Below are 14,939 nucleotides of genomic sequence, written 5' to 3'. Positions count from 1 at the left end.
ACAAAATTCATTATCTTGTCGGTGGCATGAAATACGAGTTAAAAGCGTTGTTGTGTTGTGTATGCGACATCGAAGCGTGTTTGTGGCACTTCATTATAAATAATAAAATTATGCTTTCCACAAAAGGAGAGCACAAATGATTGATGTTAATGCCAATGTTATTGTTTCAATGCCATCTCAGCTTTTTACGTTAGCTCATTCATTTGAAGCTGCGGCTAACGGTAAAATCTATATCGGTAAAATTGATACCGATCCGGCTATTCCCGCAAACCAGATCCAGGTGTACCTCCAGAATAATGACGGTAGCACCGTGCCGGTGGCTCAGCCTATTACCATCAACACTGGTGGTTATCCGGTCTATAACGGTCAGGTTGCCAAGTTTGTGACTGTAGAAGGTCACAGCATGGCGGTGTATGACTCAAGCAACGTGCAGCAGTTCTATTTCCCGAACAGGTTAGAATATGCCACTAGCCCGTCAAGGCAGGAGTTGGTCGGGTCGGGTGGTTATTTACTAACTCCCTCTGCAATTTACCAGAGTTGGAAAGCTGTTGGTGATGTACGCGGGTGGGGGGTAGTGGGTGATGGAACGGATGAAGCTAGTAAACTGCAGGAACTTTTTGCTGAATCGTCAAAAATGCTTATACCCAAAGGAATGCAGGTAACTCACTCTACGGTAAATGTTCCAGCAGGGGCAAATATAGAACTTTCTGCGGGGTCAAAGCTTATCTGGAAAACGAAGAATGCGCTGAATTTTTTAATTGGTGATTCTTACACGATATTTGATACCCCGGAGGAAGGGGCTACAACTATCAATATAGCGACAAGCACTATAGCTAGTGGTGATATGGTGATGATAAAGCGTGTCGGCGATACAACTGACGCGTGGTATACCGCCAACGCTCAAAACCCTCTTGAACTGGGTTGGCAATCAGCAATTCGGCGCGTGCAATCATCTACCGGAACATCAATTGTTGTGAGTGGGGGTATACCCTGGTCAATGCCTGATGGCGGGACTGTAATAAAATTGGTTATCGAGCGAACTACGGTAACGGGCGGTGAAATTGTGTCTGCTATGCCAACTGCCGATTACATGATAGAACGATCGGTAAACAGTATTGATTTTATTGGGGTTAAATTTAATTTTTCCTCAAAAAAGGGTATAAGAATCAACACGGGGTATTCTGCTAACTTTCAACGTTGCTCATTTATAAACCGTGTTGGGAATGGCTCTCTATTTTTTGGATATGGGACATCAAGTTGCACAATATCTGAGTGTGAATTTCTCGGTGGCACAGCGGGGGACGCCCAGCTTGTTACTTACGCAGGCTGCAATAAGATATCTTCTGAGCGAAACAAGTTTTTAATCGAGTACGATAGTAATAGTAACTCTGCTGGATTGTATTTTGGCGCGAAATGTATTGAATGCACATCAACTGACGATAGTATTTATGGAGGTAAATTTGGCATTTATGCCGCTTTTGGCGTGCAACGCGGGAGTATTATTAGACCGAAAATTGATGGCTCGACAGTGAGCGGTATTTTTGCTCAAGAATGCCAGTTTTTCGACATTGATTCAACCAGCATAACTATTCGATATGCTGTTAATGAACAGGTACGTGCGTGCATTGCTGTAAAAGACTGCGATGATTTTCATATTAAAGGAGGAGGTGAAGGTATCTTGGATGCTAGGGTGGGTAGGGCAGTGTCTGTATTTAACTCGCCAACTTATGAAGGTACGACAAGAAAGGGAATTCGCATCACTTCGCTAAACGTACGCTCTGGTCACATTTATATCGAAGCTCCCACAATATCAGGAGAGATATCTTCGAATGTGCTTTATCGTGGCTCTATTCGGAACTATTTTGCAACGGGTAACAGTTACCGCACAATTTTTGAAAAAAATAGATGTTTGGCAGGTAACATTGTATCGCATCGAGGGGTTTTTAACCAAATTGTCAATAATGAAACTTATCCAGATGCGTCATCTGGTGGTGTATCCATAACTGGAGCTTCACGCTACACAGAGGTAAAAGGGAACATTGTTCATATAATTAGTGGTGGGGTTGCATTCAGTGTAGCCTCAGCTGCTACTACGCGATACACGACAGCTATTTACCCTGATAATTTAATGCTAGGAATTGGTACTTTTGTTGATAATGGGGTGGCGGACGACCACACTCCGCCTACAGTAGGGATTGTGACTCCATCCCTGCCAGCAAACTGGTGGTTGCCTGTGTCATCAGGAGATCCGTTAACACGGCGTCTATATGCAGGTTACAGAGCTAAGGGCGATGGAGCTACAGACCAAAATGCTTGGTTTGCTGTCAAATCAACGGAGTCTTTTTAACTAATGGGTCGAGAGAAATCTCGTCTTGGTGATCTTCCTTGGTCGCGGGTGTATTGAGTGATTTTGCGTATGTTCGTAAAATAAAAATGATGATTGATCCTGTGAAGTAAAGGTTATGCCGAAGAAATTTCTTCTGCGAAACTAAACGGTAATCACCGCAATCAAGGCTGTTGAATACCGATTTTTACCGATGAAAATTAGTGCGTGTTATATTAATCAAATGGTTATGTTGGGTTATGCATATGATACTGCGTCATATGGGTTGGCTCGAAGCTACTGAAATGCGCAGAGTTTGACGACGCTATCGTTAAAAAAATGCAATGTTGTTTTAGCATTGAATGATAACGGGGGCTTATGGCCCCCGTCGTTTTCCGGCTAGACAGATCTCTTGCAAAACGAGTTAATTAAAGGTCGCAACAGGCAAACCGAGGTCACAGAAAAAAGGGTAAGTTTTACGCAAATCTTACCCGTAGCGCTCAGCTAAGCAGCAATCCATCATCATCCAGCTTTTCACCACGTGTTTTTTCAAACATTGCTAACAGATCGGTCACCTGCATATTTGCCCGTTGTTCACCTCTGACATCCAGAACGACACGCCCCTGGTGCAGCATGACTGTCCGATGGCCGTGATCCAATGCCTGTCGCATCGAGTGTGTGACCATCAGAACCGTTAATTGCTGTTCGGCAACAATACGGTCTGTCAGTGCCAATACAAAGGCGGCAGTTTTGGGATCTAGCGCTGCAGTATGTTCATCGAGCAACAGTAAACGAGACGGCCTCAACGAAGCCATCAGTAGGCTGACTGCCTGCCGCTGCCCGCCAGAGAGCAAACCCATATGATCCCCTAAGCGATTCTCCAGCCCGAGTTCCAGCGTTGCCAGCTTGTCGCGGAACAATTGCCTTTGCTTGCTCTTGACTGCACGCTGAAATCCCCGAGCCTGGCCACGTTGTAGAGCCAGCGCCAGATTCTCCTCAATGCTTAATCCCTCGCAGGTCCCCGCAAGCGGATCCTGGAATACCCGAGCAACCATATCGGCACGGCGCCAGGCTGGCATTGAGGTGACGTCCTGATCACCAATAAACAACTGACCACGATCGGGTGTGACATCACCACTGATGGCATTAAGTAACGTGGACTTTCCCGCGCCATTGCTACCAATCACCGTAACAAACTGACCAGCTTCAATGCTCAGTGATAGGCCGCGCAATACCGGGTTCTCTAGCGGCGTCCCAGGATTAAACGTTTTAAACAACTGTTCGGCACGCATCATGATAGTCGTCTTCCTTGCTTGCTTTTCAGTTTCTGCTTCAATTTTGGCAGGATCAGTGCCAGCGTAACCAGTACTGCGGTGATCAAATTCAGATCCTGCGCCTGCAGACCAATAAAGTCTGCATTCAAGGCCAGAGCGATCATCAGGCGGTATACCAATGCCCCTATCAGCGTGGCTAGGGTGATCAGATACAGGCTGCGGGCAGGTAACAGGGTCTCACCAATGATTACCGCTGCCAGCCCAACGACGATGGTGCCGATCCCCATAGAAATATCGGCACCGCCCTGAGTCTGCACATACAGTGCTCCTGCCAGAGCAATCAGCGCATTGGAAACCGCCATGCCGATCACCGTTAACCGATTTGTCGCGATCCCCTGTGCCCGCGCCATACGTGGATTTGCTCCGGTCGCACGCAGAGCAAGGCCCACTTCGGAGGTCAGAAACGCATCCAGCGCCAATTTCACCAACACCACCACAACTAACAGTAATATCGGCTGGATCAGCCAGGCGTTATCCTCGACCTGGCTAATAAAAGGAGTGAAAACACTGGGCAGCCCAATAAGGGCCAGGTTAGGGGCCCCCATAATGCGCAGGTTAATGGAGTAAAGGGCAATCATCACCAGGATACTGGCCAGCAGTTGCAGAATACCGAGCCGAACATGCAGCCAGGCGGTCAAACAACCCGCTCCTGCTCCAGCCAGGGCTGCCAGCCCGCATGCGATCCAAGGATTGTAACCACTGATAATAATGACTGCAGCAACGGCACCCCCTAATGGGAAACTGCCATCAGCCGTCAGATCGGGAAAATTGAGCAAACGAAAGGAAATCAGTACTCCTAACGCAACCAGCGCAAAGATCAGACCGATCTCAACGGCTCCCATAAGGGAAATTAGCGACATGCAAACCTCATATAAAAACTTGACCCGCCAGATCCGGCGGGCCACTTATTCCCAGGGTAAAAATCATTTGGTACAAATGTTATTTAATCACTTCCTGCGCCGATTGCACCAGCTCCGCAGGCAGGGTTACGCCTTGCTTCTCAGCGGCAGCAGGGTTCACGCTCAGACTGAGTTTGTTACCTACTTCAGGTGCAATTGCTCCCGGTTTTTCGCCCTCTAACAGACGAACTACGATCTTACCGGTTTGCCGGCCCAGGTCGTAATAGCTCATACCCAGTGCAGCGGCGGCACCACGTTTGGCAACGCTATTATCACCAGCGATCAGTGGGATTTTCGCTTGATTAGCGACACCCACCAGTGACTCGTAGGTGGAGATCACGTTGTTATCCGTATTGGTATAAATTACGTCAACTTTACCCACCAGGCTTTTCGCCGCCGGGGTCACATCAACGGTACGAGCAGCGGGAACGTCGACCAGAGTCATGCCGCGTTTGGTTAATTCATCCTTCAGTTCTTTAACTACCACCGTCGAGTTGACTTCACCTGGGCTGAATACCATGCCTACCCGCTTGGCATCGGGCTTAACCTGCAAAATAAGGTCAACCTGCGGGCCGATGGCGACGCTATCAGAAACCCCGGTAACGTTAGTCCCGCTCGGCTGCCAATTTTTGACCAGCTTCGCTGCTACGGGGTCGGTTACCGTAGTAAACACCACAGGAATGGTTTTAGTGGCTGCTATCACCGACTGGGCTGCTGGTGTTGAAATCGCCACTATGGCATCGGGCTTGTCGCCGATAAATTTACGGGCAATTTGCCCGGCGGTGGCCATATTTCCTTGCGCGCTCTGGAACTGGATCTTGACCTTATCCTTGTCATAGCCTGCAGCCTTTAGCTCATCAATCACCCCATCGCGCGTGGCATCCAGTGCCGGGTGGTCAACGATAGATACAATAGATACTGATTTCGGGGTGGCTGCATAGCTGCTAACAGCGAATAGAGTCGCTGCAAGAGTCACAAAAATATTTTTATTATTCAAAAGCATAGGGACATCCTTTTAAGGTTATAGTTAGTGCCCGAGGTAAGGGTAAATCATCCTAGCACAGTGTTTTGCAGCCATCCACGAGATAACGTTCTGTTAACAAGAGCAGCATTGCAAAAATGGTGAATGACCCTGGTTCTACTATCTAAAACTGTGTGTCTGAGCTTTAGGGGTTCAGCATAAAACGGCAAAATAAATAGAGCATGTAGAATGCCAACCATACCAGTGGGAGAATTGCACAAAAAATCACAATTTTCTTTTACTTGGGAACAGCAAAATAACCACTCATGCAGAAGGTAGCGATCTATGGCCACAAGAGAAGGGGTCAATTACCCAGGAACTCAGTTCAAACACAGGCACTAAAAACGCACGCCAGACCCGACGCCAATCGTGGCTCTGGTGTTACCTGAACTCCCGGTAGAACCTGAAACACCGACAGAGGTGCAGCCGGTAAGCAGGATGACTAAAACAGCACCTACCATGATTTTCATAAAAACCTCTGGGTTAACGTTAATCACACTGTTAGTAAAGGCGGTTGGCCGTATTTGTGCAACTCGGGGCATTTATCTGAGATGGGTACCCGGCACCAACACAAAAATAAGCCAACAGCGTTATCACTGCCCCCTATCGGAACCTACACGCAAAATAACCCGTATTGGCTTTTTCTTAAGGGGCAATTTAGCGGCATAAGGGTAATCCATTAAGAAAATAGAGGTAAATTCCGAAGAGAAAGAGCCGGTTGTGACTGAGGTTATCCACAAAAGTATGATGGGATTGTTTGCCATACCCATTCAAACATTAATTCCGAAGCCCTGTGTGGAATTTGCCGCTATCAATGCCCATTGATAGATTGCTAGCGGTTTTTTTACCCTAGCCCAAGTGGTATCAATCAGGTCAGGAAGTGGGTGGTCTGGAGTAACTTGGCGGCCCCCAAAGCAGGCGCATTCGCGCAGGCCATCATTTAATCTTCGTTTTTGCGAAAATAGTGCCCACAGTGAGGGCAGATCAGTGTGATGTTTTTTTCACTTTACTGCGGTTCTGCTGCGAAATTTTTGAACATTTAGGGCAGGTGACGTTAACAGGTGCGTCACTAAATATCTTAAAGGCGTCAAAGATAGACATTTGTTTCACCATGTAGTTGCTGGGGATATCAGTGTACATTTATTAGTCGTCGATAGCTCCAGATAGATTTATACCCGTCGCCTTTCAAGCCGCAGCGTTGTTACCCGCACTTAATGACCCGGCCCATCAGTGGGCCTCATTCTTTACGGGGTCACTGCAAGCAGTATTTAAATAATTTATAAATCAATTATTTACATTTTATCTATAGGCTGCCGATTGCGGCATTCAAATCGCTTGCTGGGCGATTTGTCACTCCAGTCACTTAGGGACCAGGGATGAGCAAGTTTGCTGTTTAGGGAGATACAAATGCTGCGGGTGCAGGGATGCGCTTAGGGGGCCAACTTATAACAGCCAGGCAAACTGAAGGTGCAGGGTAGGAGGGGGAAAGAAAAAAGCCCCTGCAAAGAGTGAGGGGCAAACACAACAACACCAGGGAAATCGGTGATTCTTAATCCGCTGTTACTATATGTTTTTTGAGACGAGAGTTCATCAAAATATTGATGCAATATTGCATCATAGTAATGAATTTTTTTGTATGTTGTCCCGCCCTAACATAAATATGTCGAATTATTGAGCTGTTTTGACTCAAAACAAACGGGTTGTTTTTATGATCTCAAAGTGATGCTCCGGGTGATGGTTTACTGCACTATCGAGCAGGGCATAAAAATTGTGACTTGAATCACATTATGTAAATCCCCTATATTCCCCAGCCATTAATGTTTACCGCGTTCTACCGGATCGGTAAGGAAATTGTTCTATTCACCCGGAGTTGTTGATGGAGTTAACTACGCTTTTCCTTTACGTCATTGCCGTCAGTGCAGTGATGGTCACGCCAGGCCCTTCGATGCTCCTGGCACTAAATAACGGCGCAACTCATGGTATCGCATTGCCAGTTATGGTTTTTTGGGTGCCGTATTGGCTGACCTGTTACTGATTGGTGCGGTCGGCTGTGGACTGGGCGCGCTGTTGCAAGCCTCTGAGCAACTGTTTGCTGTGGTGAAATGGGGAGGGGCTCTGTATCTGGTTTATCTGGCCTGGGTGCTGTGGCGTGCTCCGGTAAAGGCTTTGGCAGTGAGCGCAACCGCAGGTGCGGCAACCGGGAAAACGGCATTTTTACGCTCCCTGATGGTCGGGCTGTCCAATCCTAAAGGTTTGCTGTTTTTCTCGGCTTTTTTGCCACAGTTTATTCAGCCTGAAAAGCCAATTGCCATGCAGTATCTGGTGCTGGCATTGGTCAGTGCCATGATTGATTGTGTCATGATGACCATTTATGCCTATGGGGGTCGCCATGCGATGCGCAAGTTTTCTGCCAACGTTATGCGTTGGGTTAACCGCAGTTGCGCTGGTATGCTCGGCGTGCTGGCTGTGGGCGTTGCGCTTTATCGCCGCAGTGACATTACCTAGTGGTAATCCTAAAGTAAGTCAAAAGAGTGGGGCAATATGCCCCCTTATCAAAATGTAATGCCTGGCTTAAATGCAGAGAAGGGTTCGGAGAGAAGCATTCGCGGGGAACTTACTGGTATTTCACAATTATTCTTCACCAGTTCCAGAAGATCATTTTTAAATTGACGATGACTGATATAGCTGTAGATATGAAAAATATGCATTGATGTGATAACGATTAGTATAATAACCAGCGTGATTAAAGTGTAGAGTAAATTGATTTTTATCCCGCGACTCTTTGTCTCTTTCGGGGGTTCTTCTGTCGTCGGCGTCGTGTTCTGAGTGTCGTTGATTTCCTCAATCACCGCATCATCAGCAATTTTTAACCCTACTTTAGGTATGGTTTCAATGATATTTTTTTCAATACCCATGCTCTTGATAATACGTCTCAGTGTGCTGAGGCACTGGTTAAGATTATTATTGCTGGCTTGCAGGCCATAATCCTCCCAAACCCTCTGTAACAAGACGTCACGATCAATAACTTCTCCTTTTCTTTCAATAAGAAAAGAAAAAAGGCGGGCTGCAGGCGAAGAAATGGAAACTAACTCCTCGTAGAATCCATCATGGTAAAAACCCACATTGTTGGGGCAGAAAAGGATATCCCCCTCAATGCGATATTGTACTTTTTCCAAACTGCTTTTCCTCCGATTAAGTTATTTCATCTATTAGATAGATTTAATTTTAAGTGGAGTTTTCTTTGGTTTTTTTGATCATAAACAATTATTGGCCAATAACGGCGATATTGGCGATAACCAAGGGTGATTGAAACGAAGCGCGTAACGGGCAGTTAACGCTGAGTTAAGAATTAACTGATATCATTATTAATTATATAACAAAATATGATCATGAATATTGTCGTGCTGATAATCATTCAGAAAATTGCTTATAGATAGGGACGCTGGGTTAAATAATTTGCTTTAGCAAGGCTAATGAAATGGGGCGCCCTATGCAGCGCCCATAATGTTTACACGCCAATCCGATCGCGCAACGTATAGTATGCGGCGCCGATGGCGGTGAAGGGAATCTGCAGATTACGCCCCCCAGGAATGGCAGGTGCGGAAGCTTGGCAAAAGCATCAAAGCGTTCAGCATCGCCACGCATCAGTTCCGAGATCAGTTTGCCAGCCAGATGGGTACAGGTGACGCCATGGCCGCTGTAACCTTGCATATAGTAGACATTGTTTTCCAACCGTCCGAACTGCGGCATACGCGAGAGCGTCAGCAGGAAATTCCCTGTCCAGCGATAATCAATGCGTACCCCTTTGAGCTGTGGGAAGGTTTTCAGTAGTTTAGGGCGGATCAGGTTATCGATATCGTCTGGATCGCGGGCGCCATAGACCACGCCACCGCCGTAAAGCAGCCGGTTATCCCCGGTGATACGGTAGTAATCCAGCAGATAGTTACAGTCTTCCACACAATAGTTTTGTGGGATCAGAGAGGCTGCTACTTCTGCAGCCAAAGGTTCGGTTGTGACAACCTGAGTTCCGCACGGCATGCTGCGCTTAGCCAATCTTGGCTCAAGCTTATCGCCCAGGTAAGCGTTGCCGGCGACGATAACGTAGCGGGCCGTCACCTGGCCCTTGGCGGTGCTGACCAAGGCTGGCTCTCCATGGCGGATATGGGTCACGGCAGATTGTTCGAAAATTCTTCCCCCTTGCAGGCGAATGGCTTCGGCTTCGCCTAATGCCAGATTGAGGGGGTGGATATGGCCGCCGCTGTGATCGAGCAGGGCTCCGACATAGCGATCGCTGGCGACTTCCTGGCGAATACGATCGGCATCCAACAGCTCAAGCTGAGTATTGCCGTACCGTTCCCAATGCTGCTTTTGTTCGATCAACGCGTGATATTGCTTATTATTGAGCGCAGCAAAGATACCGCCGGGGCGATAGTCACATTCAATGGCATAACGCTTGATACGGCTACGGATAATATCGGCCCCTTCAAACATCATGCTACCCAGTATTCGGGCAGTTTCTGCACCGTAACGTTCTTCAATGACATCGATGTCGCGGCTGTAGGAGTTGACCAGTTGCCCGCCATTGCGGCCGCTGGCACCAAAACCGATGCGTGCGGATTCCAGCACCACGACGTTATACCCAGCCTCGACCAGGAACAGCGCTGAGGACAGGCCGGTGTAGCCACCGCCAATAATGCAAACGTCACATTCAATCGATTCATTCAACTGCGGGTAAGGCTGATGGACATTGGCCGTCGCCGCATAATAGCTTTTAACGTGTTCAGTCATGATTCAGTCCTTATTCCAGAGAAATCCAGGTGGTTTTCAGTTCGGTAAATTTATCCAACGCATGCAGCGATTTATCACGCCCGTTGCCGCTTTGCTTGTAGCCGCCGAAGGGCACGGTCATATCACCCTCGTTGTAGTTGTTAACGAAGACGGTGCCGGCTTTCAGTTGGCGAGCCATACGGTGGGCGCGGGAAAGATCGCGTGTCCAGACGGCCGCGCCCAGCCCATATTCGCTGTCATTTGCCAGCGCCAACGCCTGCTGCTCACCGTTAAACGTGGTGACAGCCAATACCGGGCCGAAGATCTCTTCACGCGCGATGTCCATGGTGTTGTCCACCTGCGTGAGAATGGTCGGGCCGAGATAACCGCGGTGCTGGCCTTGAGGGTGAACACGCCCGTCGAGCAAGAGGGAGGCTCCCTGGTTCAAACCTTGTTCGACATAGCTTGTGACCTTTTCGCAGTGCTGTTGGTCGATCAGCGTCCCCATCAGCGTTTGTGGATCGAGAGGATTACCTGGCGTAAAAGCCGCCGCGTGTTTGCTCAGTGCCTGTAAAAAAGCCTGTTGGATACTTTCTTCCACCAGCAAACGTGTGCCAGCTATACATACCTGGCCTTGGTTGTAGAAGATGCCAGCGGCAGCCCCTGTGCGGCTTTATCCAGATCCGGGCAGTCGCCGAAGATAATGTTGGCACTCTTGCCGCCCGCTTCCAGCCAGACACGCTTCATGTTGGATTCGCCGGCATACTTCATTAACTGCTTGGCGACTTGCGTGGAGCCTGTGAAGGCCAGGGCGTCTACATCGGGGTGCAGTGCCAGCGCCTTACCTGCGTCGTGGCCGAACCCAGGGACAATATTCAGCACGCCGTCCGGTAAACCGGCCTGTTGCGCCAGTGCCCCCAGATAAACCGCTGTTAATGATGATTTCTCGGAAGGTTTCAGCACCAGGCTATTGCCTGCCGCCAGAGCCGGGCCCAGCTTCCAGCAGGCCAGCAGCAGGGGAAGTTCCACGGCACAATCGCCCCCACCACGCCAATCGGTTCCCGCTGGATCAAGGCCAGCGCATCACTGCCAGTGGGGGCGATTTCGCCATACACTTTGTCGATGGCTTCTGCGTACCAGCGGATGCAGCGAATAGCTCCGGGAATATCATCGCGCAGGCTGTGGCGGATAGGCTTGCCGGTATCCAGCGTTTCCAGCAGTGCCAATTCCTCATGGTGTTCTTCCATCAGACTGGCGAGTTTGAACAGCGTCGACTTGCGCCGGGCAGGGGATGCCTGTGACCAGTCGCCGCGTTCAAATACCTCGCGTGCCGCCTTGACGGCCAAATCGATATCAACCTGACTGCCGCAGGCCATCTGGACCAGCTCACGCCCCATTGCCGGATCCTGCACAGGGAAGGTTCCCCCTTCGGTGGCCGGAAGATAACGGCCATTGATAAACAGTCGGTTCTCAATCTTCAGGGCCTGTGCCCGTTGCTGCCAATATTGCAGATGGTGGAAATCCATACCTTGCTCCGTTAATCAGAATGTTGTCGGCGTGTGCGCGCTGATGATTCGGCAGATCCGCGCTGATGTGTTGCTGAAACTATGGGGAATACCGGTGTTGATGGCATAGCTCTGGCCCGCTTGCAGGTGATAGGTTTGCCCATTGACCTGCAGCATGACCTCGCCCTCCAACAAAGTGCCGATCTCTTCCCCTTGGTGTTTGAGCCGCTCGCCGGTGGTGGTACCCGGCTCATAGGTTTCGATCATCATCGCCAGGGTGCGGTTGGGGTCGCCGTTATGGATCAGTTTCATCGAAACCCCTTGGCTGCCGATTTCGATCAGGTCTTGATGATTGATGACCAACTGAGGCTCATTCGGCTTTTCCGGCTCGGTAAAAAAGCCGATAGCGACAGCCCATATACCGTCAGCAGCTTTTGCAGCGTACTGATGGCCGGGCTGACCTTGTCCTGCTCGATGGTGCTGATGGCGCTGTGCGTTAATCCAGACAGTTCAGCTACCCGGCGCTGTGACAGCCCTAATTGCTGGCGGATCTGCGACAAGCGTTTCCCCGGTGCCAAGCTGACGTCGCTCATGGGCGTTTTTCCTTCTGATAATTCTGGCAAGCGCTGATGAATCCTTCGAACAACAGGCGGGATAGGGCGTATTCGTCACTGTTCCATTCCGGATGCCATTGCACGCCTAGCGCAAATGGTTGATCGCGAATGCTGATGGCTTCGACTAACCCGTCGGCGGCAAGAGCTTCAACACGCACGCTCGGCCCGAGGGTTTTACTGCCTTGGCCGTGCAGAGAGTTCACCCAGAACCTGTTGCAATCCGGTAGCAGTTGCGAAAGCAAGCCGCCTTCCCGTACGGTGACTTCATGAGCGGGGGCATATTGCTGCTCCAGTGGCAAGTCGTGATCTTCACGGTGTTCTAGCAATTCGGGGAGTTCATAGAGGCGGCGGTGCAGAGTGCCTTCGGTGGCAACCACCAGTTCCTGCATGCCGCGGCAAATGGCGAAAAGGGGAATGCGCCTGTTGAGCGCCAGGCCGATCAGCGCCAGGCTCAATTCATCGCGCCCAGGATCGGCGTCAGGCTCATCGCCGTTTTCACCATAAAGGTGCGGCTGCACATTACTGGGGCTCCCTGGCAGCATGATGCCATCAAGTTGCGGCAGTAATTGTTCCAGGATTTCCGGCTCCGCCAGGGCATGTGGCAGGGCAATTGGCAGCCCTCCGCTGGCCAACACCGCATTAAGGTACTTTTCTTGCAAGGTCTGTGTGAGATGTTGATTTAGCCTATACCTGCACATCACCACACCAATCAGTGGTCTGTTAAATATATTGCCCATACTACCCTCTTTATATGCTCGAAATTATGACCGTTAAACCGCAAAATCGCCTTTTTCGTTCAATATTTACTAAATCTAGCAGTCGAATGGGCAATATTCAAACCAAAATTAACACTTGCAAAACAATTTTGTTGCATCTATGTTTCATTGGTGGACATTATATTGAGCAAGATGGTCAATAAACATCGAAATCAATAGATGTGAGAACCACGGACAAAACACAACGGCGGGTGAATCATGCAAACCAACATTGTAGAAGTAGAAAATTTTGTTCAGCACCATGAAGAAAGGCGAAGTAGCACGTTCCAGCGCGAAGTGAAGAAGTATCTGGAACGTTATCCGTTAACTCAGCATATCGACGTGCTTCTGACCGATCTCAATGGCAGCTTCCGTGGCAAACGTATTCCGGTAAGCGGCCTGGGTAAGCTTGAGAAGGGCTGTTACTTCCCGGCCTCGGTGTTTGCGATGGATATTCTTGGCAATGTGGTGGAAGAGGCTGGGCTGGGGCAGGAAATGGGTGAGCCGGATCATATCTGCGTGCCGATAGCCGGAACCCTGACTCCCTCGGCAGCAGACCCAGAATACATTGGCCAGGTACTGCTCACCATGTTGGATGAAGATGGTACTCCCTTTGACGTTGAACCGCGTAATGTGCTGAACCGAGTGTGGCAGCGTTTACGTCAGCGCGGGCTTTCCCCGTTGTAGCGGTAGAGCTGGAGTTCTATCTCATCGATCGCCAGCGTGATGCTGAAGGTTACCTGCAACCTCCTTGTGCCCCAGGCACCCAGGAACGCAACACCCAGAGTCAGGTTTATTCCGTGGATAACCTTAATCACTTTGCAGACGTGTTGAGCGAGATTGATGAGTTGGCTCGCCTGCAGGGGATCCCTGCGGACGGTGCCGTGGCGGAAGCTTCGCCGGGCCAGTTTGAGGTTAATCTGTACCACACCAATGATGTATTGCAAGCCTGTGATCATGCCCTGGCGTTGAAACGCCTGGTACGCATGGTGGCCGAGAAGCACAATCTGCACGCAACCTTTATGGCCAAACCGTATGAAGAACATGCGGGCAGCGGTATGCATGTGCACATCAGCATGTTGGACCAGAAAGGCAACAACGTCTTTGCCGACGAAGAGGGTGAAGATTCAGCCCTGCTCAAGCAGGCGCTGGCAGGCATGATTGCCCTGATGCCTTCATCTATGGCGTTGCTGGCACCTAACGTTAATGCCTACCGCCGTTTCCAGGCCGGTATGTATGTGCCGACCCAGGCTTCCTGGGGCCACAATAACCGTACCGTGGCACTGCGCATTCCCTGTGGTGATCGAGACAGTCACCGGGTGGAATATCGCGTAGCGGGTGCGGACGCCAACCCTTATCTGGTGATGGCGACCATCCTGGCCGGAATTATCTACGGTCTCGAGACCAATTTGCCCCTGCTTGAGCCGGTGACCGGCAACGGCTTGGAACAAGAGGGGTTGCCATTCCCTATCCGCCAGAGCGACGCGCTGTATGAGTTCGAACACCAACCGGTGCTGAATGCGCTGCTAGGTGAGCGATTCAGCCATGTCTATCTGGCCTGCAAGACCGATGAGCTGATGCAGTTTGAACGGCTGATCACCGAAACCGAAATCGAGTGGATGCTGAAAAACGCCTGATGTATTCAGCCTTTTCTACCGCGCGCCGGCGCTTTCCCGCGGGCTACCTGTGGCCCGGCGAAGCCGTGCGCGGCGGTAACTAAT

At 49.9% G+C, this 14,939-nt stretch carries 10 protein-coding genes and 4 pseudogenes; 4 read left to right on the top strand and 10 right to left on the bottom strand.

Translation table 11 applies throughout. The annotated features are described in order from the left end of the window. Positions 1-136 precede the first annotated feature (136 nt). The gene (locus ACQ86O_RS20675) at positions 137-2,347 is read left to right on the top strand and encodes a phage tailspike protein (RefSeq protein WP_431222658.1); all 2,211 of its coding nucleotides are present in this window, start codon (positions 137-139) and stop codon (positions 2,345-2,347) included. 476 nt (positions 2,348-2,823) lie between these two features. On the opposite strand, the gene ACQ86O_RS20670 is transcribed toward ACQ86O_RS20675, so the two are convergent. From ACQ86O_RS20670 to ACQ86O_RS20650, 5 genes are all read right to left on the bottom strand, one after another. Then, a complete protein-coding gene (locus tag ACQ86O_RS20670) occupies positions 2,824-3,618 on the bottom strand; it encodes an ABC transporter ATP-binding protein (RefSeq protein WP_431222657.1) in 795 nt (264 codons plus the stop codon). Then, positions 3,615-4,517 carry an ABC transporter permease gene (locus tag ACQ86O_RS20665; RefSeq protein ID WP_431222656.1) on the bottom strand — a complete coding sequence of 301 codons (903 nt, stop codon included), beginning with the start codon at positions 4,515-4,517 and terminating at the stop codon, positions 3,615-3,617. The genes ACQ86O_RS20670 and ACQ86O_RS20665 overlap by 4 nt, the downstream gene beginning before the upstream one ends. A gap of 79 nt (positions 4,518-4,596) precedes the next feature. Further along, complete coding sequence (locus ACQ86O_RS20660; protein WP_431222655.1) at positions 4,597-5,559, bottom strand: ABC transporter substrate-binding protein; 963 nt, start codon at positions 5,557-5,559, stop codon at positions 4,597-4,599. A 356-nt stretch (positions 5,560-5,915) separates the two neighbouring features. Next, on the bottom strand, positions 5,916-6,047 hold the full coding sequence (locus ACQ86O_RS20655; protein WP_431222654.1) for a hypothetical protein: 132 nt from the start codon (positions 6,045-6,047) through the stop codon (positions 5,916-5,918). Positions 6,048-6,561: 514 nt separating this feature from the next. Next, positions 6,562-6,678 carry a YnfU family zinc-binding protein gene (locus ACQ86O_RS20650; RefSeq protein ID WP_431222653.1) on the bottom strand — a complete coding sequence of 39 codons (117 nt, stop codon included), beginning with the start codon at positions 6,676-6,678 and terminating at the stop codon, positions 6,562-6,564. 775 nt (positions 6,679-7,453) lie between these two features. On the opposite strand from ACQ86O_RS20650, the gene ACQ86O_RS20645 reads away from it, so the two are divergent. Together ACQ86O_RS20645 and ACQ86O_RS20640 are read left to right on the top strand one after the other, a co-directional pair. Beyond that, entirely contained in the window at positions 7,454-7,612 is a 159-nt protein-coding gene (locus tag ACQ86O_RS20645; RefSeq protein WP_431222652.1) for a hypothetical protein, read from the top strand. Then, positions 7,594-8,082 (top strand): LysE family translocator, encoded by a 489-nt coding sequence (locus ACQ86O_RS20640; protein ID WP_431222651.1) that lies wholly within the window; start codon positions 7,594-7,596, stop codon positions 8,080-8,082. Before ACQ86O_RS20645 ends, ACQ86O_RS20640 begins: the two co-directional genes overlap by 19 nt. 47 nt (positions 8,083-8,129) lie before the next feature. Here the strand turns inward: ACQ86O_RS20640 and ACQ86O_RS20635 are convergent, their stop codons facing one another. From ACQ86O_RS20635 to puuD, 5 genes and pseudogenes are all read right to left on the bottom strand, one after another. After that, on the bottom strand, positions 8,130-8,753 hold the full coding sequence (locus ACQ86O_RS20635) for a winged helix-turn-helix domain-containing protein (protein WP_431222650.1): 624 nt from the start codon (positions 8,751-8,753) through the stop codon (positions 8,130-8,132). Positions 8,754-9,085: 332 nt separating this feature from the next. Next, positions 9,086-10,365, bottom strand: a pseudogene (locus ACQ86O_RS20630) (NAD(P)/FAD-dependent oxidoreductase). A 10-nt stretch (positions 10,366-10,375) separates the two neighbouring features. Continuing rightward, positions 10,376-11,870, bottom strand: a pseudogene (gene puuC, locus ACQ86O_RS20625) (aldehyde dehydrogenase PuuC). 15 nt (positions 11,871-11,885) lie between these two features. Then, positions 11,886-12,442: pseudogene (puuR, locus tag ACQ86O_RS20620) on the bottom strand (HTH-type transcriptional regulator PuuR). Then, positions 12,439-13,200 carry a gamma-glutamyl-gamma-aminobutyrate hydrolase gene (gene puuD / locus ACQ86O_RS20615; RefSeq protein WP_431222649.1) on the bottom strand — a complete coding sequence of 254 codons (762 nt, stop codon included), beginning with the start codon at positions 13,198-13,200 and terminating at the stop codon, positions 12,439-12,441. The pseudogene puuR and the gene puuD overlap by 4 nt, the downstream one beginning before the upstream one ends. 237 nt (positions 13,201-13,437) lie before the next feature. Between puuD and ACQ86O_RS20610 the strand changes: the two are divergent. Beyond that, positions 13,438-14,855: pseudogene (locus ACQ86O_RS20610) on the top strand (glutamine synthetase family protein). Positions 14,856-14,939 lie beyond the last annotated feature (84 nt).

The sequence above is a fragment of the Serratia sp. L9 genome (genome assembly GCF_050632285.1).
In the GTDB taxonomy this organism is placed as follows: domain Bacteria; phylum Pseudomonadota; class Gammaproteobacteria; order Enterobacterales; family Enterobacteriaceae; genus Chania.
This window is presented reverse-complemented; position numbering and strand designations above follow the sequence as displayed.